Annotated in this window: 19 protein-coding genes and 2 pseudogenes; 2 read left to right on the top strand and 19 right to left on the bottom strand. The window is 62.1% G+C overall.

From position 1 onward, the window contains the following. Nucleotides 1–126 precede the first annotated feature (126 nt). Entirely contained in the window at nucleotides 127–252 is a 126-nt protein-coding gene (locus QNO18_RS09075; RefSeq protein WP_283177406.1) for a hypothetical protein, read from the bottom strand. A gap of 89 nt (nucleotides 253–341) precedes the next feature. Between QNO18_RS09075 and QNO18_RS09070 the strand changes: the two are divergent. Beyond that, nucleotides 342–1,533, top strand: a pseudogene (locus tag QNO18_RS09070) (IS3 family transposase). 5 nt (nucleotides 1,534–1,538) lie between these two features. Further along, a protein-coding gene (locus QNO18_RS09065) for an IS3 family transposase (RefSeq protein ID WP_283177405.1) occupies nucleotides 1,539–2,641 on the top strand; the annotation gives its coding sequence in 2 pieces (ribosomal slippage) (nucleotides 1,539–1,800 and nucleotides 1,800–2,641; 1,104 coding nt in all). A gap of 1,169 nt (nucleotides 2,642–3,810) precedes the next feature. On the opposite strand, the gene QNO18_RS09060 is transcribed toward QNO18_RS09065, so the two are convergent. The 18 genes and pseudogenes from QNO18_RS09060 to QNO18_RS08975 all read right to left on the bottom strand — a co-directional run bounded on the left by QNO18_RS09060 (nucleotide 3,811) and on the right by QNO18_RS08975 (nucleotide 20,581). Continuing rightward, nucleotides 3,811–5,487, bottom strand: coding sequence for a ribonuclease J (locus QNO18_RS09060; RefSeq protein ID WP_283177404.1), 1,677 nt, complete (start codon nucleotides 5,485–5,487; stop codon nucleotides 3,811–3,813). Beyond that, nucleotides 5,484–6,257 (bottom strand): type III pantothenate kinase, encoded by a 774-nt coding sequence (locus QNO18_RS09055; protein WP_198837529.1) that lies wholly within the window; start codon nucleotides 6,255–6,257, stop codon nucleotides 5,484–5,486. Before QNO18_RS09055 ends, QNO18_RS09060 begins: the two co-directional genes overlap by 4 nt. 22 nt (nucleotides 6,258–6,279) lie before the next feature. Further along, nucleotides 6,280–7,006, bottom strand: a pseudogene (locus QNO18_RS09050) (biotin--[acetyl-CoA-carboxylase] ligase). After that, nucleotides 6,996–8,453 carry an NADH-quinone oxidoreductase subunit NuoN gene (gene nuoN / locus QNO18_RS09045; protein ID WP_283177403.1) on the bottom strand — a complete coding sequence of 486 codons (1,458 nt, stop codon included), beginning with the start codon at nucleotides 8,451–8,453 and terminating at the stop codon, nucleotides 6,996–6,998. The pseudogene QNO18_RS09050 and the gene nuoN overlap by 11 nt, the downstream one beginning before the upstream one ends. A gap of 12 nt (nucleotides 8,454–8,465) precedes the next feature. Beyond that, nucleotides 8,466–10,025, bottom strand: a complete 1,560-nt coding sequence (locus tag QNO18_RS09040) for an NADH-quinone oxidoreductase subunit M (protein WP_283177402.1) — start codon at nucleotides 10,023–10,025, stop codon at nucleotides 8,466–8,468. Nucleotides 10,026–10,040: 15 nt separating this feature from the next. Then, nucleotides 10,041–12,425: an NADH-quinone oxidoreductase subunit L gene (nuoL, locus tag QNO18_RS09035; protein ID WP_283177401.1), complete on the bottom strand. Its 2,385-nt coding sequence runs from the start codon at nucleotides 12,423–12,425 to the stop codon at nucleotides 10,041–10,043. 4 nt (nucleotides 12,426–12,429) lie between these two features. Further along, the gene (gene nuoK / locus QNO18_RS09030) at nucleotides 12,430–12,738 is read right to left on the bottom strand and encodes an NADH-quinone oxidoreductase subunit NuoK (RefSeq protein WP_092896299.1); all 309 of its coding nucleotides are present in this window, start codon (nucleotides 12,736–12,738) and stop codon (nucleotides 12,430–12,432) included. A 29-nt stretch (nucleotides 12,739–12,767) separates the two neighbouring features. Beyond that, on the bottom strand, nucleotides 12,768–13,277 hold the full coding sequence (locus QNO18_RS09025) for a hypothetical protein (RefSeq protein WP_283177400.1): 510 nt from the start codon (nucleotides 13,275–13,277) through the stop codon (nucleotides 12,768–12,770). A gap of 167 nt (nucleotides 13,278–13,444) precedes the next feature. Continuing rightward, a complete protein-coding gene (locus tag QNO18_RS09020) occupies nucleotides 13,445–14,047 on the bottom strand; it encodes an NADH-quinone oxidoreductase subunit J (RefSeq protein WP_283177399.1) in 603 nt (200 codons plus the stop codon). Next, the gene (locus tag QNO18_RS09015) at nucleotides 14,044–14,493 is read right to left on the bottom strand and encodes a carboxymuconolactone decarboxylase family protein (RefSeq protein ID WP_283177398.1); all 450 of its coding nucleotides are present in this window, start codon (nucleotides 14,491–14,493) and stop codon (nucleotides 14,044–14,046) included. Before QNO18_RS09015 ends, QNO18_RS09020 begins: the two co-directional genes overlap by 4 nt. Beyond that, nucleotides 14,490–14,855, bottom strand: coding sequence for a hypothetical protein (locus QNO18_RS09010; RefSeq protein WP_283177397.1), 366 nt, complete (start codon nucleotides 14,853–14,855; stop codon nucleotides 14,490–14,492). The genes QNO18_RS09015 and QNO18_RS09010 overlap by 4 nt, the downstream gene beginning before the upstream one ends. Nucleotides 14,856–15,070: 215 nt before the next feature. After that, nucleotides 15,071–15,565 carry an NADH-quinone oxidoreductase subunit NuoI gene (gene nuoI, locus QNO18_RS09005; RefSeq protein ID WP_283177396.1) on the bottom strand — a complete coding sequence of 165 codons (495 nt, stop codon included), beginning with the start codon at nucleotides 15,563–15,565 and terminating at the stop codon, nucleotides 15,071–15,073. A gap of 5 nt (nucleotides 15,566–15,570) precedes the next feature. Next, a complete protein-coding gene (nuoH, locus tag QNO18_RS09000; protein ID WP_112308903.1) occupies nucleotides 15,571–16,608 on the bottom strand; it encodes an NADH-quinone oxidoreductase subunit NuoH in 1,038 nt (345 codons plus the stop codon). A gap of 68 nt (nucleotides 16,609–16,676) precedes the next feature. Continuing rightward, nucleotides 16,677–17,078 (bottom strand): hypothetical protein, encoded by a 402-nt coding sequence (locus tag QNO18_RS08995; protein ID WP_283177395.1) that lies wholly within the window; start codon nucleotides 17,076–17,078, stop codon nucleotides 16,677–16,679. A 7-nt stretch (nucleotides 17,079–17,085) separates the two neighbouring features. Then, nucleotides 17,086–19,128 (bottom strand): NADH-quinone oxidoreductase subunit NuoG, encoded by a 2,043-nt coding sequence (gene nuoG / locus QNO18_RS08990; RefSeq protein ID WP_283177394.1) that lies wholly within the window; start codon nucleotides 19,126–19,128, stop codon nucleotides 17,086–17,088. 6 nt (nucleotides 19,129–19,134) lie between these two features. After that, nucleotides 19,135–19,653 (bottom strand): DUF3291 domain-containing protein, encoded by a 519-nt coding sequence (locus tag QNO18_RS08985; protein ID WP_283177393.1) that lies wholly within the window; start codon nucleotides 19,651–19,653, stop codon nucleotides 19,135–19,137. Beyond that, nucleotides 19,650–20,060, bottom strand: a complete 411-nt coding sequence (locus tag QNO18_RS08980; protein WP_283177392.1) for a DUF5333 domain-containing protein — start codon at nucleotides 20,058–20,060, stop codon at nucleotides 19,650–19,652. Before QNO18_RS08980 ends, QNO18_RS08985 begins: the two co-directional genes overlap by 4 nt. A 125-nt stretch (nucleotides 20,061–20,185) precedes the next feature. Then, the gene (locus QNO18_RS08975) at nucleotides 20,186–20,581 is read right to left on the bottom strand and encodes a hypothetical protein (protein WP_283177391.1); all 396 of its coding nucleotides are present in this window, start codon (nucleotides 20,579–20,581) and stop codon (nucleotides 20,186–20,188) included. Nucleotide 20,582: the final 1 nt, after the last annotated feature.

Below are 20,582 nucleotides of genomic sequence, written 5' to 3'. Positions count from 1 at the left end.
TAGTCAGCAAATCATCATTGCGACATGCATGAAAGGAGGCTCCGCCAATCTTCCCGACATGCCAGGCGAAGGGACCTGGCGCATCTGGTGCTCCTTCAGCCAGCTCGAGCAGGGGCCGATGACGTCTCACATCGCCTTCTCCAGCACGGGACGGAAAAGTCCTTCGAGCAAATAGGCAGCGATCAGCGCCGCGCGTTCGGTCGCGTGTTCCCGAAGCCGTCGCGTGAAAACCGCGACGACCGTCTGTGCCATGGCAGCACGCAGCGTTGCACTCCTGACCAGCCCCCCGCGAGGTCCCCGAGTCTGATGTAGGGTCTGCTCAACCGCGAAGGAGCAGACGCATGAGGAAGAGCCGTTTCACCGAGGCACAGATAATCGGGATGATCAGGGAGCAAGAGACGGCCATGCCAACAACTGAGGTATGGCGCAGGCATGGCCTCAGCCCGGCGACGTTCTACAAGCTGAAAGCCAGGTATGGTGGCATGGAGGTCTCCGAGGCCGCCAGGCTGAAGGCGCTGGAAGATGAGAACGCGAGGCTCATGCGCCTGCTGGCCGACACGATGCCCGACAATGTCGTCCTGAGGGATCTTCCGGCAAAAAACTGACGACATTGACCAGGCGGCAAGAGGCCGCGCCCGGGGCCATGCAGGATCAGGATATCTCGCAACGCCGCGGCTGCCAGCTTGTCGGTGTCGACCCCAAAACGATCCGGCGCACATGCCCGCCGGATCGAGCCATTACGGCGCCATTGGGTCAGGCCCACTGGCAAGGCCCGAAATCCGCGAGGAAATGAAGGAGATCGCCGGGAAGCGGCTCCGCTTCGGCTATTGTCGGACCGGTATCCTGCCTGAGCGCAAGGGCATGCTCATGACCCTCAAAAGCTCTGCCGGCTCTATCGGGAGGAAGGGCGTTCGGTGAAGCGGCGGCGCGGGCGCAAGCGGGCCCGCGGGTCACGCATGCCTATGCCGGGGGCCACATCCCAAGGCCCGCTGCTCGCGCGACTTCCTCGCCGACAGCTTCGACGCCTCGCGCAAGGTCCGCAGTCTGGCGGTGATCGACGATTGCTGCCGGGAGAACCTCTGCCTGACTGCCGATACCTGCATCTCGGGCATGTCTGTCGCCTGCGAGCCGGATGCGCTGGTGCGGATCGACGGAAAGCCCGCCTGCATAGTCAGCGATAACGGCACCGGGTTCACCAGCCGTGCCATCCTGAATTGGCCCAACAAGAACGAGGTGCCCTGGCATTACATCGACCCGGGCAAACAGCAGCGGAACGCCTTCAGCGAAAGCTTCAATGGCAGTCTGCGCGACCAGCTCTTGAATGAGGGGATCCTCGATGCCCTGGACGACGCCCGCCGCAAGCTGGCGCTCTGGCGCTGCGATTACAACGCCGTCAGACCGCATTCGTCTCTGGGAAACAAGACGCCGCTCAGAACGCGCCGGACGCTTGTGCAATCTGCTCTGCCCCCTGGAAACTGGACCGTCTTAAGCTGGAGTTTTCGGCTAGTTTTCCCTGGCTGGGAGAGGAGCTGAAGACGATGAAGGCATCGAAGTTCACGGAAGCGCAGAAGGCGTTCATTCTGAAGCAGGGCGAGGAAGGCACGCCTGTTGCCGAGATCTGCCGCAAGGCGGGGATCAGCCAGGCCACATACTTCAACTGGAAGAAGCGTTATGGCGGGTTGCTTCCCGATGAGATGCGGCGGTTGAAGGCGCTTGAGGACGAGAATGCACGGCTGAAGAAGATCGTGGCGGACCTGACGCTCGACCGCGAGATGCTGCAGGACGTCATCCGCCGAAAGCTCTGAGGCCTGTCCGGACGCGCAAGCTTGTTGACGGGCTTCTGGTTGACTGGGGTGTCTCGATCCGACGGGCCTGCCAGGCGCAGCGGTTCGACACTTCGAGCTACCATTACAAATCCCGTCGCACCGGGCAGGCCGGCCTCGAACTGCGGATCCGCGAGATCTGCGAAACGCGTGTGCGCTATGGCTACCGGCGCATCCATGTGCTGCTGCGGCGGGAGGGCTGGCAGGTGAACATCAAGAAGACACGCAGGATTTACAATGAGTTGGGCCTGCAGCTGCGCAACAGGCATCCGAAGCGCCGGGTGAAGGCGAGGCTGCGCGAGGACCGACAGGAGGCCTCCGGACCGAACGAGGTCTGGGCGATGGATTTTGTCCATGACCAGCTCGCCCTGGGCAAGAAACTGCGGATCCTGACCATCGTGGATATCCATTCGCGTTATTGCCCGGCGACGGATCCCCGATTTGCTTACCGGGGCGAGGATGTGGTTCAGACGCTCGAACGGGTCTGTCGGCAGATCGGCTACCCGCAGACGATCAGGGTCGATAACGGCAGCGAGTTTATCTCCCGCGACCTGGATCTGTGGGCCTATGCCAATGGTGTCACATTGGACTTCTCCCGACCGGGGAAACCCACCGACAATGGCTTCATTGAGGCGTTCAACAGCAAGCTGCGGGCGGAGTGCCTGAACGCCCACTGGTTCATGGACCTTGCGGATGCGCGCGAAAAGTTGGAGGCTTGGCGCAGAGACTACAACGAGGTCAGGCCTCACAGTGCGATCGGTTACAACGTGCCGATCAACCTGCATATTCCCGGTGGCGCAGCCAGCCCGCCTCCGTGATCAGAGCCGCGAAACTCCAGATCGCGGCGGTCCTAACCAAGGGAGCAGAGCACAAACCCGCAGACTCTCGTGATGAACGAGGGACCCAAAGGGCGCAGGTCATGGCAACCGGCCCGACGGTGGCCGAATGAGGTTACGGCTCAGATCATAGCGATGACGTTGGTGGCCCGGGGAGAGGTTGAACAGCGTCGCGCGAAGGCGCTTAACACCCGCCAACTATGTGTCGCAGTTGCGGATACTTGCTCGCAGGCAGTGGCTTGTTTTGCCGGCACCGGAAAGCCCTGTTTAATCCGCGATGCTGAGGGTGGGCCCAGGCCGTAAAGCGGGCGCTATCCTTGACTGTGATGCGGTGAGGGTCATTGCAATCGCTGGCTTCTGCGTCTGGACATGTTGCCAGCACAGACCGGCCAAAGGTCATTCGTCGCCGAATCGAAAGATCACGAGGCTGCGCTCGCGCTCATTTACCGCCAGCCGGCGGTTGAACGGTGCATGGGCGCGAGCGGCGATCGCAATGATAGCAGTTCAGCCCGATCCCGACCGGCCTTGAACGAACGAGGTCGATCCCGTCGGCATAGTTCAGTCGCGGGGCCAGCGGTGTTGCATCCGTTCCCGATAGCGAGCCGCTGCGCTGGCGGGTCCTGCATACCGCCCATACCGGTCACGGTGCGGGCAGGCGCGCTGTCGGGGAACGTAACCATACCCGTTGACAGATTGCAAGAACTGCTCCCTTGGCATTCTCCCATAGGACGCTTGTTACAAGCGGCGTCGGGCCACTTCCTGGCATCAAACCTCGCGGCCTGAAGGCTGAAGTGTCGCCTCGTCGCAGGTGGCACTTTTCCCACTTCCGGCCGTTCTGGCGACAGGCCCTGTCGAGCCCCGCTCGATGCCATGCTTACCGATATCCGCAGTCAGAGGCCGAAAGAAACCTGCTGTTCCTGTCCAGATCTGCAGAAGTCTGCCCCTCTGGGCGGCAGTCATAGCAAAGCCCGCCAGTGGCGGGCTTTGCTATGCTGCTAAAGTCGCACGGCCAAAGGCCGTGCTCTTCGCTCCCGATCCGTGGGTCGGGCCTCTGGTCCGGCCCACGGATCGGGAGATCCCGCAAAAAACAGATCCGGCGCGGAAGCGCAGGATCCGTCAACCGGCGGAACCCCGTCCCGCCAGCCGTGACCTCATTCGGGCAAAAGACGCGAAACCACCACGGTCACTTCCGGCTTTTTGCCGATTTCTTCCACCGCGACCTGGCGGATGATGCGGCGCATGTCATCCTCGACCTTGTCATCGTTTTTCAGAACCTTGCGCCCGGCACGGCCCATCCATTCATCAAGCTCCGCCTCCATCGTCTCGGCCAGATCGCGCCCGCCTTTGCCGGTCGGCGTCAGCCCCATGATCTCGACCCAGGGCTCGCCCAGCGGCTCGCCTGCCTCGTCAAGGATTACCGTCGCCAGCACATGCCCGTTCAGCGCCATGCGGATCCGGTTGCGGATCACCCCGTCCATCGCCCCGATAAGCACAGTCCCGTCCAGATAAAGCCGCCCGGTCTCGACATATTCAACGACCTTCGGATGCTCGCCGGTCAGATCGACCATCATCCCGTTGACCGCCACCTGTGTCGCGATCCCGCCCTCAGACCCGATCCGCGCATGTTCGGTCAGATGCCGGTGTTCGCCATGCATCGGGATCAGCATATCCGGCAGCAACAGCCGGTGCACATGTTCCAGATCCGGACGGTTCGCATGGCCCGAGACATGATAGAGCCCGCCGGCATCATCGACGACCCGCACGCCCTTCTCGGAAAACTCGTTCCAGATCTTGTAGACACCCTTCTCATTCCCCGGGATCGTGCGCGAGGAGAACAGGAAGGTATCGCCCCTTTTCAGCTCATGGCCCAGATATTTGCCGCGCGACAAAGCCGCCGCAGCCGCCCGCCGCTCGCCCTGGCTGCCGGTCACCAGCAGCATGAGGTTCCGGCGCGGCACTTCCAGCGCGTCTTCGGTCGACACCACCCGCGGGAAAGAGGTCAGCACCCCGGTGGACTCGGCGACCGAGAGCATCCGCTTCATCGAGCGGCCCATGACGCAGATCGTGCGATCCGCCGCCACAGCCGCCTCGGCGAGCGTCTTCAGCCGCGCCACGTTCGAGCCGAAGGTGGTTGCAACGAACATCCCTTCTGATGCCTTGATCAGCTCGGCCAAAGGCTCGGCCAAAGTCGCCTCGGACCGCCCCGGATGGGTCGAGAACACATTGGTACTGTCGCACATCAGCGCCCTGACCGGTGCCTCGTCGGCCACCGATTGCCAGAGCGCATCATCCCAGGCCTCGCCCACGACCGGCGAACGGTCGAGCTTGAAATCGCCCGAATGCACCACGCGCCCTGCGGGCGTGTCGATGATCAGAGCCGCCGATTCCGGGATCGAATGCGAAAGCGGCACGAACTGCACGCGGAACGGCCCCGCCTCGACCACATCAGGGCGCGCACCCACGGTCACAATCGCATCGGTCGGATGGCCCAGCTCATCCATCTTCAGCTTGCCGATGGCGGCGGTGAATTTCCGCGCATAGACTTTGGCTTTGAGCTTCGGCCAGAGATGGCCAAGCGCGCCGATATGATCCTCATGGGCGTGGGTGATGAATATCGCCTCAAGCCTGCTCACGCGTTCTTCCAGCCAGGTGATGTCGGGCATGATCACCTCGACCCCCGGAGCCCCGTCCATATCGGGGAAAGTCACCCCCATATCCACGAGGATCAGCCTCTCCTTCCCAGGGGCGCCATAGCCGTAGACATAGGCATTCATCCCGATTTCGCCGGCACCACCCAGCGGAAGGTAGATCAGCCGTTCACTCTTCATGCGTTTTCCTTGTTGTACTCATGGATCAGGACGAGGCCATGCATGGTCAGATCATCCTCAATCGACTCGAAAATCTCAGTGTCCTGGGCGAAGAGCGACGCAAGGCCGCCGGTGCCGATCACCTTCATCGGGCGATCGCGTTCCTCGCGGATGGCGCGCACGATGCCTTCGACAAGGCCGATATAGCCCCAATACACGCCTGACTGCATACAGGCCACCGTATTCGTGCCAATCGCCTGCGCGGGCCGCGTCACATCGACATGGGGAAGCGCGGCCGCCGCCATATGCAGTGCCTCAAGGCTCAGGTTCACCCCCGGCGCGATCACACCGCCGATATAGGCGCCATCGGTATCGACGACGTCAAAGGTGGTCGCGGTGCCGAAATCAACCACGATCAGATTGCCGCCATGCCGGTCAAAGGCGCCTGCCGTGTTCACCAGCCGGTCGGGGCCGACAGTCGTGCCCTGATCGACCCTCGGCTGATGCGGCAACAGACATTCGGGCTTGCCCACCACCAGCGGGCGGCAGTCGAAATAGCGGTTTGACAGCACACGCAGATTGAACACCACCCGCGGCACGGTAGACGAGATGATCACCTCACCGATCTTCACCTCCAGCCGGTTGAGCAGCAAAAGCGAGGAAAGCCAGACGAAATACTCATCTGCCGTGCGTTTGTGATCGGTGCCGATGCGCCAGGTGGCGATGAACTTCGCCCCGTCCCAGATGGCAAAGACGGTATTGGTATTGCCGCAGTCGATCGCGAGAAGCATTCGCCGCTCCCTGGGGTTCGTGTCAGAAAAACACATCCGCTGCCGGAATGGCAACGGTGCCAGAGCCCATGCGCAGAACCAGATTGCCGTCCTGGTCGATGGTCTCGAATATACCCTCGCGGGTCTCGGATCCGGTGCGGGCGATGATCTTCTCGCCAATCCGCGCGGCGCGCGACAGCCAGGCGGTGCGGATTTGCGCGAACCCCTCGGTGCGGAAAATGGCTTCCCAATGCGTCATCGCAGGCGCCAGCGCATCGAGGAAGCGCGCGGGCGTCACCCGCACCCCGGTTTCTCCAAGCAAGGAAACCGGCGCCACCGCGCCCGGCTCTACCGCCGAAGCCGGCGGCGCATGGAGGAGGTTCACGCCCATCCCGATGACCAGTATCGGGCCAGAGGCCTCAAGCAGGATCCCAGTCAGCTTGCCCCCATTCAGAAGCACGTCATTGGGCCATTTCAGCGCGAAACCCGTGCCATTCCCCACAACCGCGACAAAGGCGTCATAAAGCGCCAGCGCCGCGATGAAACTCCGCAGCCCCAGGCGCGCGGGGGGTCGTCCAGGCGTTGCGCGAGGCTGCCGTAGAAATTCCCCGGCGGGCTGGTCCAGGGCCTTGCCCGCCTGCCCTTCCCTGCCGTCTGCTCGCCCGCCAGAATCCACAGAGGCCCCGAAGATCGGGGGCCTGCCGGAAGGCCTCGAGATTGGTGGAGTCGACCGAAGCCAGCTCGACCCGGGTTACCAGGTCAGAGCACAAGCGCTTTTGCCGCCGTCAAAGCCGGCTCCTCGATGCCAAAGAGGTTGATCGCCCCGAGCACAAGGATCGCAGCTACCGCCATCATCACCACCCATTGTACCGCCGACATACGGCTTTCCGCCGGATCTTCGGTATCGCCGAAATAGATGAAATACACGACGCGCAGATAGTAGAAGGCGCCGATAACCGAAGCGATCCCGCCCGCGACCGCCAGCCAGACCATGCCCGCATCCACCGCCGCTTTCAGCACCGCGAATTTGGCGTAGAAGCCGATAAAGGGCGGCACACCAGCAAGGCTGAAGAACAGCATCAGAAGCGCCAGCGCCTTCAGCGGCTCGGTCTTCGAGAGCATCTTCAGGCTGGCAACATCGGTGACCGGGCGGCCATTGCGCTCCATCCCGAGGATGAAGGCGAAGGACCCCACGCCCATGGTGACATAGATCACCATATAGATCAGCATGGCCTGGACGCCCTGCACGGCCTGGTCTGCCGTACCGGTGGTCGCGGCGGCAAGACCGATCAGCGCATAGCCCATATGGGCGATCGAGGAATAGGCCATCAGGCGTTTGATGTCTTTCTGGCCGATGGCGGCAATCGCGCCGAGATACATCGACAGAACCGACAGCGCCGCCAGCACCTGGCCCCATTGCGCCGGGATCGAGCCGAAGGCATCCCAGGCCAGCCGCGCGATCAGCGCCATCGCGGCGACTTTCGGCGCGGTGGCGAAGAAGGCGGTCACCGGGGTGGGCGAGCCCTCATAGACGTCAGGCGTCCACATATGGAAGGGTGCCGCCGAGATCTTGAACGCGAGACCCGCCAGCATGAACACCAGGCCAAAGAGCAGCCCCAGCGAGACATCGGCCTGAAGTGCGACGAAGATGCCGTCGAATTGCGTCGTGCCGGTAAAGCCGTAAACCAGCGAGGCGCCGAACAGCAGCATCCCGGAAGACAGCGAGCCGAGGACGAAATATTTCAGCCCGGCTTCCGAGGATTTCGCGCTGTCGCGGCGCATCGCGGCGGTCACGTAAAGCGCGAGCGATTGCAGCTCGAGCCCCATATAGAGCGCCATCAGATCACCGGCCGAGACCATCATCATCATGCCGGTCACAGCCAGCGTCACGATCACCGGATATTCAAAGCGCAGCATATTGTAGCGCTGCATATAGTCCTGGCTCATCACCAGCACGGCGGCAGAAGATACGAGGATCGTCACCTTGGCAAAGCGCGCGAAGGGGTCGTCGTTGAACATGCCGTGGAAGGCCGTCCGGCTGCCCTCGCCGCCAAGGCCGATCCACAGCGCAAGCGCCACGAAAAGCCCCGACGTGGCCCAGACCAGCGGCACCGCCACTTTGTCCTTGCCGGTGTAGACACCGAACATGAGCGCGGCCATCGCGTAAAGCGCGAGGATCACCTCGGGCAGAACGGTGTTGAAATCAACTGCGGTCATTGTCGCGCTTCCTCAGTGCATTGCCGCCTGCTCAGCCAGAACGGGCAGAGCGGCACGGTAGTTCTCGATCAGATGGGTCACGGACGGGCCGATGATATCGGTGACCGCGCTCGGATAGATGCCGAGGAACAGGGTCATCGCCACCAGGGGCGCGAAGATCAGTTTCTCACGCGCGGTCATGTCGGTGATCAGCTTCAGGCTGTCTTTCGTAAGCTGGCCGAAAACCACCCGGCGGTAGAGCCAGAGCGCGTAAGAGGCCGAGAAGATCACGCCCGAAGCCGCGAAGAAGGCGATCCAGGTGTTGACCTGATAGATGCCCATGATCGTCAGGAACTCGCCCACGAAGCCAGAGGTGCCGGGAAGGCCGACATTGGCCATGGTGAAGAACATGAAGACCATCGCATAGGCCGGCATCCGGTTCACAAGGCCGCCATAGGCGTCGATCTCGCGGGTATGCATCCGGTCATAGATCACGCCGACGCAAAGGAACAAAGCGCCCGAGATGAAGCCGTGGCTGATCATCTGGAAGATCGCGCCATCGACGCCCTGCTGGTTCATCGCGAAAATCCCCATGGTCACGTAACCCATATGGGCGACCGAGGAATAGGCGATCAGCTTTTTCATATCCGACTGAACCAGAGCGACCAGCGAGGTATAGACCACCGCAATCGCCGACATCCAGTAGACCAGCGGCGCCAGCAGATCAGAGGCCACCGGGAACATCGGCAGCGAGAACCGCAGGAACCCGTAGCCGCCCATTTTCAGCATCACCGCCGCCAGGATTACCGACCCCGCGGTCGGCGCCTGAACGTGGGCATCGGGCAGCCAGGTGTGAACCGGCCACATCGGCATCTTGACCGCGAAACTCGCAAAAAACGCGAGGAACAGCAGCGTCTGCACACCGCCGACCACATGGATCCCCAGAAGGTCAAAGGCCTCGAAGCTGAAAGTATGGGTCAGAAGCGAGACCTGGCCCTCGCCACAGGCACCGATACAGGTGGTGCCCGCATCCATATACATGAAGATCATCGCCACCAGCATCAGGACGGACCCGAGGAAGGTGTAGAGGAAGAATTTGAACGCCGCATAGATGCGGTTCACGCCGCCCCAGACCCCGATGATCAGGAACATCGGGATCAGCCCTGCCTCGAAGAAAAGGTAGAACATCACCAGATCCAGCGCGCAGAACACGCCGATCATCAGCGTTTCCAGGATCAGAAACGCGATCATATATTCCTTGACGCGTTTCGTCACATCCCAGGCCGACCAGATCACCAGCGGCATGAGGAAGGTCGTCAGCATGACGAAGAGGATCGAGATCCCATCGACGCCAAGCCGCCATTTCAGGCCGAGGATCCAGTCACGTTCCGTGACGAACTGGAAATCCGGGTTCGACGGATCGAACTCCGCCAGCAGGAAGAGGCTGGCAAGGAAGGTTGCGATGGTCGCGAACAGCGCCAGATATTTGGCGTTGCCGCGTGCGGCCTCGTCATCGCCGCGCAGGAACAGCGCCATGATCAGCGCGGCCACCAGCGGCAGGAAGAGGATGATATTGAGGAGTTGTTGTGCCATGGATCCCGGGCCCCTTTACCTGGCGCCACCGAAAAGCGTCATCCAGGTGACCAGGGCAACAATCCCGAGCACCATGGCGAAGGCATAGTGGAAGACAAAGCCCGACTGGGCGCGATTTGCGAGGCGGGTGAAGAAGGGGATAATCCCCATCGCCACCCCGTTGATGGTTCCGTCAATGACCTTGACGTCATTCTTCCAGAACAGCCGGCCAAGGGCTTTCGAACCTTTGACGAAGACGAAATTATAAACCTCGTCGAAATACCATTTGTTCAGGAGGAAGAGGTAGAGCGGGCGCTGCTGCTCTGCCAGACGGCGCGGCCAGGACGGGTTCCTGATGTAGAAGAGCCAGGACAGGGTCAGACCGATCAGCATCGCGACAAAGGGCGAGACCTTGACCCAGGACGGCACCATATGGGCCGCCGCGATGATGGTGTTCGGCGCATGGCCCGAGGCTTCGACCTTTGCTGCGTCGACGCGGATGTCGACCACGGCCTGCTCATCGGCACCGTAAGGCAGCATCAGAAGCGCGCCTTTGGGCGCCACACCATGGGACTCAGCCGGCGCCGCGCCGTGATCCGCGGCTTCGACCGCTTCACCCGGATCGGTCACACCGGCATCCACCGTTGCAAGAGCCTCAGCCTGAGCTGCCGCATTTGCCGCCTCCTCAGCCGTCAGCGCATCGCCCGCAGCTTCAGCTTCGGCATGCGCCGTCTCACCCGCCGTAGCCTGATCGGCGGCAGGTTCAGCATGGCCCTCCTCGACGTGATGGGCCGCAAGCTGCTCCATCCCGAACCAGGTCCGCATCTTTTCTTCGTCGCCGAAGAAGACCTTGTACCAGATCATCCCCGAGAACAGAGCGCCGAGCGACAGGACTGCCAGCGGGATCAGCATGACCAGCGGGCTTTCATGCGGCTCGTGGTGATGGCCGTGCCCGTGATCAGCCCCGTGGTCATGCCCGTGATCATCATGGCCATGGGAGTGACCATGATCCTGCGCATGGTCATGCGCGTTTTCGTCCTGAGGCTTCTGATCGGCGCGGCTGGTGCCGTAGAAGGTCAGGAACATCAGCCGCCAGGAATAGAAGCTGGTCATGCCGGCGGCGATGACAAGCAGCCAGAAGGCGTAGTCCGACCCGATATAGGCGCTTTCGATCACGGCGTCTTTCGACAGGAAACCTGCGAAGCCGTAATAGGTCAGCGGGATACCGACACCGGTGATGGCGAGCGTGCCGATCATCATCATCCAGAAGGTGAAGGGGATCTTTTTCCTCAGACCACCATACCAGCGCATATCCTGCTCGTGATGGGTCGCATGGATCACCGAACCGGCGCCAAGGAACAGCATCGCTTTGAAGAAGGCGTGGGTGAAGAGGTGGAACATCGCGACCGGATAGGCGCCAACGCCTGCCGCCACGAACATATAGCCCAGCTGCGAACAGGTCGAATAGGCGATCACGCGCTTGATGTCGTTTTGCACCAGACCCACGGTCGCGGCAAAGAAGGCGGTCGTTGCCCCCAGCACCGTGATGAAGCCGGTGGCATAGGGCGCATATTCAAAGACCGGCGACATGCGGCAAACCAGGAAGACGCCTGCAGTCACCATGGTTGCAGCATGGATCAGCGCGGAGACGGGCGTCGGCCCCTCCATCGCATCCGGCAGCCAGGTGTGCAGGAACAGCTGCGCCGATTTCCCCATCGCGCCGACAAATAGCAGGAAGGCGATCAGGTTCACCGCATTCCAGTCGGTCCAGAGGAAGCGCAGCGTCACTTCGGACTTGCCCGGGATCGCGGCAAAGACCTGGTCGAACTGGATCGAATCCGTCAAGAGGTAAAGGCCCGCGATGCCAAGGATGAAGCCGAAGTCACCGACCCGGTTCGCGATGAAAGCCTTCATCGCCGCAGCACCGGCGGATTGTTTCTTCCAGTAGAAACCGATCAGCAGGTACGAGGCGACCCCCACCCCTTCCCAGCCAAAGAACATCTGGAGAAGGTTATCGGCGGTCACCAGCGTCAGCATGGTGAAGGTGAAGAACGAGAGATAGGCGAAGAAACGCGCGCGGTAAGGCTCGTCATCCGTCCAGTTCTCGTCATGGGCCATATAGCCGAACGAATAGAGATGGACCAAAGCCGAGACCGAGTTGACGACGACCAGCATAATCGCGGTCATCCGGTCAACGCGGATCGCCCATTCGGTCGCAAGCGTGCCGCTTTCGACCCAACGCAAAAGCGTGATCTTATAGGTCTCGCCGTCAAAGCCAAGAAAGATGACCCAGCTCAGCGCTGCCGCGAGAAAGACCGCCGCTGTGGTCAGAACCTGTGCTGGTTTCTCACCGATGAACCGCCAGCCGAAGCCGCAGAGAATGGCCCCGATCAGCGGAGCGAAAAAGACAATCTGAACCATTCTCTCAGCCCTTCATCACATTCACGTCTTCGACGTCAATCGTTCCGCGGTTGCGGAAGAAGACGACGAGGATGGCGAGGCCGATGGCGGCCTCGGCCGCGGCGACCGTCAGCACGAAGAGCGTGAAGATCTGCCCGGTCAGATCGCCGTTGAAGGACGAGAAAGACACAAAGCTGATATTGGCCGACAGGAGGATCAGCTCGATCGACATCAGGATGACGATCACGTTCTTCCGGTTGAGGAAGAGACCGAAGATCCCGATGACGAACAAAGTCGCCGCCACCATGATGTAATGTTCAATGCCTACTGCCATCTCATCCGTCCCTCAGGCGCTCTCGCCCGTTATTGCCCCAGATCGTTGCGCTCTTTGTAAGGGGTCATCCCTTTGGCGCGCAGATCCGGAAAGTAAGTGTTGCAGGCGCAGGTCTCGTCGGTTTCCCGAAGAACGATCACCCGGCCATAGCTGGCCTTTGTCGCGCCGATCATCTGGCCCGCAGTGACCATGCGCTTTGTCGCGAGGCTGTCGCGCAAAACCGCGCTGGCAGCAAGCTGTTCTGCCACGGCGTAACTGTCGCTCGCACCCGGGATCGCGACAAAACGCCCGGTGGCGCAATGGCTGACACGCAGCCCGATGAAGCCCGCAAGGGCCCCGACAGGCGGGGTATCTGCCTCGGCCAGATCCCCATGGCTGGTAATATTCTGCCGATATTGCTCGACCACGATGCCGGCACCGGCAATCTGCGCCGGAGCCCCCGTGCGCATGCCCGCCTCGACACCGCCACAGGGCGGCAAAGGGGTCAGCGCCTGGGAAGTGCCCGCGAGACAGGTGAACAAGGCCGAGAGGCGCAGCATCAGATCCTGCCTCCCACATTCGGCCCGGTGGTTTCAGATCCGGCGCAACACCTGCCCCGGACAGCATTGGCCACAGGTTTCATCCTGGCAGACAGGCAGGTCCGCGCCGGCGAGACCGCCGGCGGGACTGCAGCCCCTGCGATGATGAACCCCGCGAAGATCATGGATCAGAGCCCCTGCCCCGGTTTGATGTCTTTCATCTCGATGGTCTGGGCCGGGTCGCGCCACATCTGATGCAGCACATTCTGGCGCTTGATGCCGGTGCGGTGGCGCAGCGTCAGCAGGATCGCCCCGATCATCGCGACCAGCAGCACAAGGCCTGCGGCCTGGAAGAGGTAGATATAGCGGTCATAGATCAACAGACCGATGGCGCGCGCATTGTCGACATCCGTAGGAGTCGGGTTCGTGAGGCTGGCGCCGGAAGACACCCGCCAGGACCCGAAGGCGATCCCGATCTGCATCAGCAGCACGACGCCAATCAGCAGCGCGAGCGGCATGGCCCGCGCCATCTCGCCTTTCAGCGCCGCGAAATCGACGTCGAGCATCATTACGACGAAGAGGAACAGCACCGCGACCGCGCCGACATAGACGATCAGCAGAAGCATCGCGATGAATTCCGCGCCCAAAAGCACGAAAAGCCCGGTCGCGCCGACAAAGGCCGAGATCAGCCAGAGCACCGCATGCACCGGATTGCGGCTGAACGTCACCATCAGGCCCGAGCCAATGGTCACCAGCGCAAAGACATAAAAGGCAAAAACCGCGACGGTCATTTGCTAGCTTCCTTCCTCTCGTCAAAGACGGACTGGGCAATGTCCAGCGCCTGTCTCATGGCGGGCAAACCGCCGAACATGCTCATTTGCCAGATCACCTCGGCGATCTCGCGTTCCGTGGCGCCGGCTTCCAGCGCATGCCGGACCGTCACCCTGATCTGCGGCTCGCCGGCGCCTGCGGGCAGCAACGCCCCCTGCACCGTCAGCCCGGCCAGCGTCACCAGAAGCCGCGTGCGGCTGTCGAGCCCCTCGCGGTTAAAGGTCTTGCCGAACCACATTTCCATCAGATCCGCCGGCATGGTCAGAAACAGCTTGTCAAAGCCGCCCGCTTTCATGCCTTCGGTCATGCTTTCCGTGACCGAGGCCATGCCCGGATTGAAGCTTTTCAGCATCTCCTGGCTGCTTTCCATCATCTGGCTCAGCATTTTGGCATAGGCTTCGTTCATTCCGCGCCCTCCCCGCCGGACCCGCCGGCATTCCCCTGCTGGCAGAGGAAGAAATTGACATTGGCAAAGCCCGTGGTTGCCGAAGTCACGACCCCTGGGTTCGAGCGTTCCTGGTCGGCGCTGCCCGCATAATCGGGAGATGCGTTCAGCACAACCTCTCCTGCCGGGTTCCAGCCGGTGGGGCAGCCGCCCACACGGCGCACGAGAAGCAGCGCATCCGGCCCCGGATCGCCATAGCCCGCCACACCCTGCGGGCCAGCGGGGCCTTCGGGGCCCTGGACACCGATCTCGCCCTGCGGCCCCTGCGGGCCGGCAACACCTTCGACGCCTTGCGGGCCGGCCGGGCCAACGGGCCCCTGCACGCCGCCGGGACCCTGGGGTCCGGACGGGCCTTCTGGCCCTGCCGGGCCTGCGGCGCCGGCCGGGCCGATTGCCCCCTGCCCCCCGGATCGCCTCTGAGCATCCCGCCAGCAAACAGAGCGACAAGGGCGAAGGTGATTGCCCCGCCCGCCGCTCCGGTAATTGCTGATTCAAGTCTGCTCATGGCCTGGCCGGGTCTCCGGTTGGGGGGTCTGGCTTAACGGTAAGGTGCGTCGAGTTCGAGATTGCGGGCAATCTCGGCCTCCCACCGCGCGCCGTTCTCAAGGAGTTTGTCCTTGTTGTAGAACAGCTCTTCGCGGGTCTCGGTCGAAAATTCGAAATTCGGGCCTTCAACGATGGCATCGACCGGGCAGGCTTCCTGGCAGAAGCCGCAATAGATGCATTTCGTCATATCGATATCGTAGCGCGTGGTGCGGCGCGAGCCGTCTTCGCGCGGTTCCGCATCGATCGTGATGGCCTGGGCCGGGCAAATCGCCTCGCAAAGCTTGCAGGCGATGCAGCGTTCTTCGCCATTCGGGTAACGGCGCAAAGCGTGCTCACCGCGGAAACGGGGCGAAAGTGGCCCCTTTTCATGCGGATAGTTGATGGTGGGTTTCGGCTTGAAGAAATACTTCATCCCAAGCGCAAAGCCCTTGATGAAATCCATCATCAGGAAATAGCGCGTGGCGCGGTTCCAGTCGATATTGGCCATTTGCCTCAGCCCCCAACCGCCCAGCGGGCCCAGAAGCCGCCAAGCACTTCGAATTTTGCAAGGAATGCCACCAGGACGACCCAGCCAAGGGACAGCGGCAGGAAGACTTTCCAGCCGATCCGCATCAGCTGGTCGTAGCGGTAGCGCGGCACTATGGCCTTCACCATCGCGAACATGAAGAACCACATCCACATCTTGGCAACCATCCACCACCAGCCATCGGCGATGCCGGGGATCGGGGAAAGCCAGCCGCCGAAGAAGAACAGGCTGATCAGCGCACACATCAGGAAGATGGCGATATATTCACCCGCCATGAACAGAAGATAGGGCGTCGAGGAATATTCGACCATGAAGCCGGCGACGAGTTCGGATTCAGCTTCCGGAAGGTCAAACGGCGGGCGGTTGGTTTCCGCCAGAGACGAGACGAAGAACAGAACCAGCATCGGGAAATGCGGCAGCCAGTACCAGCCGAGGAAGCCGTAGCCGGTATCCTGAGCGCGCACGATGTCGGACATGTTCATTGAGCCGGAGGAAATGATCAGACCGATGATGATCAGGCCGAGGCTGACCTCGTACGAGATCATCTGCGCGGCAGAGCGCAGACCGCCAAGAAACGCGTATTTCGAGTTCGACGCCCAGCCGCCCATGATAACGCCGTAGACCTCAAGCGAGGAGACGGCGAAGACAAAGAGGATCGCGACGTTGATATCCGCCAGCACCCAGCCGTAATCGAACGGGATCACCGCGAAGGCCAGAAGCGCCAGCACGAAAGACAGGATCGGAGCAAGGAAATAGACCGGGCGGTCAACACCCGCAGGGACCACTATTTCCTTCAGCACATATTTCAGTGCATCGGCAAAGGTCTGCAGGATCCCCCAGGGGCCGACCACGTTCGGGCCGCGCCGCACCTGCACCGCCGCCCAGATCTTCCGGTCGCCATAGACCATGAAGATCAGCGAGATCATGACGAAGGCGACCACCGCAAGACACTGCGCGATCAGAATGACCGCCGTGCCTAGCCCCGTCGAGAAAAATCCGTCCATCTTCCTACCGTCCTCTCAGTCCGTTTTCCGGACCGCTGTCTTTATGCCTTTTGTCCGGGGGCTGCCCCTCAGACCGTCGGGATCCTCAATGCGCCGCAATCCTGCACCGTCACTTCGGCGTCAATCGTTTTCACACCGCGGGGCAGCGCGGCTGAAACCAGCCAGACCGAGTCACCCCTTAGCGTATCGCCGGATTTTGCAACATTCGTCCGCACATGGCGGGCGAAACCGGCACCCCGGATCAATGCATATTGCGCAGCTGCGCAACGGGCATAATCCTCGATATCCTTGCCATCCTGCGTCCCCTTCATGGCGACGCGGAAACTGACCATATCACCATCCAGAAGCACGGTCTGAATGCCGAGATAGCCCTTTTTGCCCGACATGGCGGCCCCCTCTCCATCCCCCGCGCAGGCCCCCAGAGCCGCCAGGGCGACCGGGAAAAGCGTGAGGGCAGAGAGCTGGCGCATGCCTGACTTACTCCGCTGCGAGGGGCGCATTGGCCCGGGCCTGGGCCTGGGCGGAAAGCTCGGCCATGACCTGGCTTGCGCGGGCAATCGGGTTCGTCAGATAGAAATCGCGGATCGCATTGCGGAAGCCCGCACGCGCCGGCATCCGAAGCTCAAGCGGCTGCCATTCATTTTCCACGACCTCGTTGACCAGACCCAGATGCGGGTGGTCGGCGATCAGCGCGGCACGAAGCCCGGCGAGGCTGTCCCAGGGCAGTTTCGCGCCCAGCTCACCCGAAAGTGCGCGCAGGATCGCCCAGTTCTCACGGGCCTCGCCCGGCGCAAATCCGGCACGGAACGCAAGCTGCGGCCGCCCTTCGGTATTGACGAACAAACCGTTTTCTTCAGTGAAGGCCGCGGCCGGCAGGATAATGTCGGCGCGGTTCGCACCACGATCGCCATGGCTGCCCTGATAGATCACGAAGGGGGCCGCGCCGGCTTCGGTCGCTTCACGCGCGATCTCGACCTCATCCGCACCGAGGTTGAAGATCACTTCAGCGCCCAGCACTGCCTCCGCCATGCCGCCATCAGTCACGGCGCCGACATCCAGCGCGCCGACGCGGGCAGCGGCCGTATGCAGGATCAAAAGCTTCGAATTCGACGTCTCGGCGAGCTTCATGGCATGGGCCAGAACCGCCTCGCCATCAGCCTCATTGATCGCGCCCTGCCCGACGATCACAATCGACGGCGCATCGCGGGTCGCATCCGGGATCTCTTTGCCCGACAGTTCGACCAGAGCCGCACGGTCAGAGCCGACATGCACATAGTCATAGGTCAGATCAACCGCTTCACCGACCAGACCCACGGTTGCACCATTGGTCCAGGCCTTGCGGATCCTTGCATTGAGAACCGGGCTTTCGACACGCGGATTGGTGCCGATCAGCTGGATCATCTTTGCGTTGTCGATATCTTCGATCGTCGCATTGCCGACATAGGCCGAACGATTGCCAATCGGCAGACGCGCGCCATCGGTGCGCGATTCCACTTTGCCGCCAAGGCCTTCGATCAGTTTCTTAAGGCTGTAAACCGCTTCGGTCGGGGCCAGATCGCCCACCAGACCCACGATCTTCTTGCCCTTCATCGCCGCTGCAGCCGCCTCAAGCGCCTCGCCCCAGGTCGCCTTGCGCAGCTTGCCATCCACCCGCACATAGGGCGTGTCGAGGCGCTGGCGGCGCAGACCGTCCCAGATGAACCGGGTCTTGTCCGAAATCCATTCCTCATTCACCGCGTCATTGTTGCGCGGCAGAATGCGCATCACTTCGCGGCCCTTGGTGTCGACGCGGATGTTCGAGCCAAGCGCGTCCATCACGTCGATGGTCTCAGTCTTCGTGAGCTCCCAGGGGCGGGCCGAGAAAGCGTAGGGCTTCGAGGTCAGCGCGCCAACCGGGCAGAGGTCGATGATATTGCCCTGAAGGTTACTGTCCAGCGTCATGTTCAGATAGGAGGTGATCTCGCTGTCTTCGCCCCGCCCGGTCTGGCCCATCTGGGTGATGCCCGCAACTTCCGAGGTGAACCGCACGCAGCGCGTGCAGGAAATACAGCGCGTCATCGCGGTCTTGACCAGCGGGCCAAGATCCAGCTCGTCAGAGGCCCGTTTCGGCTCGCGGTAGCGCGAGAAATCTACGCCGTAAGCCATGGCCTGGTCCTGCAGATCGCATTCGCCGCCCTGGTCGCAGATCGGGCAATCCAGCGGATGGTTGATCAGGAGGAACTCCATCACCCCTTCGCGGGCCTTCTTGACCATCGGCGATCTGGTTTTGACGACCGGCGCCTCGCCATTCGGGCCCGGACGCAGATCTTTCACCTGCATCGCACAGGAGGCCGCCGGTTTCGGCGGGCCGCCCACGACCTCGACCAGACACATCCGGCAATTGCCCGCGATGGACAGCCGCTCGTGATAGCAGAAACGCGGGATCTCGATCCCGGCCACTTCCGCCGCCTGGATGATCGTCATCGAGCCGTCGATCTCCAGCTCGGTCCCGTCGATGTTGATTTTTTTCAGATTCGACATCTGCGCCTACTCCGCCGCGATCCGGTCGCAGGCATGGGCTGTCCATGTCGCGGCCTCTTCCAGATACGACCAGCCGAAGGCCTGGTCGCTGTCTCCAAATTCATTGCGGTGCTGCCACCGCGCATAGCCCTCGGCCATATCCGGGCGGTGGCCTTCCGGCACCCACCACAGAACCAAAGCGCCGGGCGCATCATACCATTCACCCTTACGGGCGTAGAACTGCCGGTGGACTGTGTTCCACACGAAAGCGCCAAGGCTGTCCGCATCCGCCCAGACCGAAAGCGTCGAGGCCATGCGCGGATTGCCCTGGAACGGCGAGGCCGGATCGGCCTGCGCCGCCTCCATCGCACCATCCTCCAGACGCCAGACAAAGCCCGCCGCGCGTTCGGCCACACCATTCACCAGATCCAGCCCATTGGCGAAATCTGCGATCTCGGGCGCGTCCCAGTCGTGGCGCAAAAGCCCGAAATTGAACGAAGCGAGATGAAAGCCGGGAATGCCGCGCGGGGTTTTGCCTTTGGTCATCTGGTCGACCTCAGCAAATAGCCGATAAGGCTGTTTCTCGCGATTTCCGCCTCGCCGACCGCGCAATAGGCCTGGGTCTTGCCCGGTTCAGCGCCCGCCTTTTTCAGCCAGGCCGCAGCCTCGGCCTTGCCGCGCTTTTTCTCGGTCTTGCTCTCGACGAAAGCGGTGACTTCCTGGCGCGTATAGCCTTGTTTCAGCGCATAATCCCTGAGCTTGGTCAGCTCATTCAGCGCGCGCAGCTTTCTCGGCCGCATGGTCGGGCAATTATCGGCAATCGCATCAGCGATGAAGCCCTGGCGCAATGTGTTGTTGATATGCGCTTCCTGGTTGATCGGCGTACGTGCCACAGCGGCGCCGGCGCTTGCGGCAATCACCAGCGATACAGCAAGAATTTTCACAGATGTCATAACGGATGCTCCACAGGTTGCCCCGGTCAAGTGACCGGCGCCCCATTCTGCCAGAGCGACAGGCGCATCAAAACGCACGGCTTCGTGCCGTTTCCGTGAACTCTGCTGGCTGAAACATCCCGTGATCATGCGCAGCCTCCGGCAAAAGCCCAGGCGCCTGCCCGATCATATTTCCCGATGGCTTTTTCGCGGAACTGGCCGCCTGCGGCCGCACAGGTCGCGCGGGCGGCTTTCTTGGCCAGCGCGCCCTGATCATTGCGCAGTCCACCGGCGGTCGTCACCCGGATCTCCTGCCCCCCAATCGGGCGCGCGCCGACCACGGTGATCTGCAGCCCTTCCGGGCCGGGGCGAACCTCGCCCTGAAGGGTCTGGCCGTCGACCTGGACCTGATACCGGCCCGGCGTCACCGTTTCCGGCAGCGGCGTATGGATCACCGCGCAGCCCGACAGGACAAGCGCCAGCGCCACAGCCGGAAGGCTGCGGGCGGAGGCCGTCATGTTGAGGATTGCGCGAAGGGCCATG

The sequence above is a fragment of the Gemmobacter sp. 24YEA27 genome, assembly GCF_030052995.1.
GTDB lineage: Bacteria > Pseudomonadota > Alphaproteobacteria > Rhodobacterales > Rhodobacteraceae > Pseudogemmobacter.
This window is presented reverse-complemented; position numbering and strand designations above follow the sequence as displayed.

Bases quoted from the DNA above. Each gene is read 5' to 3' on its own strand.
- nuoG (WP_283177394.1), bottom strand. From the start codon at position 19,128: ATGTCGAATCTGAAAAAAATCAACATCGACGGGACCGAGCTGGAGATC.
- QNO18_RS09060 (WP_283177404.1), bottom strand. From the start codon at position 5,487: ATGAAGAGTGAACGGCTGATCTACCTTCCGCTGGGTGGTGCCGGCGAA.
- nuoL (WP_283177401.1), bottom strand. From the start codon at position 12,425: ATGGTTCAGATTGTCTTTTTCGCTCCGCTGATCGGGGCCATTCTCTGC.
- QNO18_RS09040 (WP_283177402.1), bottom strand. From the start codon at position 10,025: ATGGCACAACAACTCCTCAATATCATCCTCTTCCTGCCGCTGGTGGCC.
- QNO18_RS08995 (WP_283177395.1), bottom strand. From the start codon at position 17,078: ATGCGCCAGCTCTCTGCCCTCACGCTTTTCCCGGTCGCCCTGGCGGCT.
- nuoN (WP_283177403.1), bottom strand. From the start codon at position 8,453: ATGACCGCAGTTGATTTCAACACCGTTCTGCCCGAGGTGATCCTCGCG.
- QNO18_RS09015 (WP_283177398.1), bottom strand. From the start codon at position 14,493: ATGAACGAAGCCTATGCCAAAATGCTGAGCCAGATGATGGAAAGCAGC.
- QNO18_RS09025 (WP_283177400.1), bottom strand. From the start codon at position 13,277: ATGCTGCGCCTCTCGGCCTTGTTCACCTGTCTCGCGGGCACTTCCCAG.
- nuoI (WP_283177396.1), bottom strand. From the start codon at position 15,565: ATGGCCAATATCGACTGGAACCGCGCCACGCGCTATTTCCTGATGATG.
- QNO18_RS09075 (WP_283177406.1), bottom strand. From the start codon at position 252: ATGGCACAGACGGTCGTCGCGGTTTTCACGCGACGGCTTCGGGAACAC.
- nuoH (WP_112308903.1), bottom strand. From the start codon at position 16,608: ATGGACGGATTTTTCTCGACGGGGCTAGGCACGGCGGTCATTCTGATC.
- QNO18_RS09055 (WP_198837529.1), bottom strand. From the start codon at position 6,257: ATGCTTCTCGCGATCGACTGCGGCAATACCAATACCGTCTTTGCCATC.
- QNO18_RS09020 (WP_283177399.1), bottom strand. From the start codon at position 14,047: ATGACCGTCGCGGTTTTTGCCTTTTATGTCTTTGCGCTGGTGACCATT.
- QNO18_RS08980 (WP_283177392.1), bottom strand. From the start codon at position 20,060: ATGACATCTGTGAAAATTCTTGCTGTATCGCTGGTGATTGCCGCAAGC.
- QNO18_RS08985 (WP_283177393.1), bottom strand. From the start codon at position 19,653: ATGACCAAAGGCAAAACCCCGCGCGGCATTCCCGGCTTTCATCTCGCT.
- QNO18_RS08975 (WP_283177391.1), bottom strand. From the start codon at position 20,581: ATGGCCCTTCGCGCAATCCTCAACATGACGGCCTCCGCCCGCAGCCTT.
- nuoK (WP_092896299.1), bottom strand. From the start codon at position 12,738: ATGGCAGTAGGCATTGAACATTACATCATGGTGGCGGCGACTTTGTTC.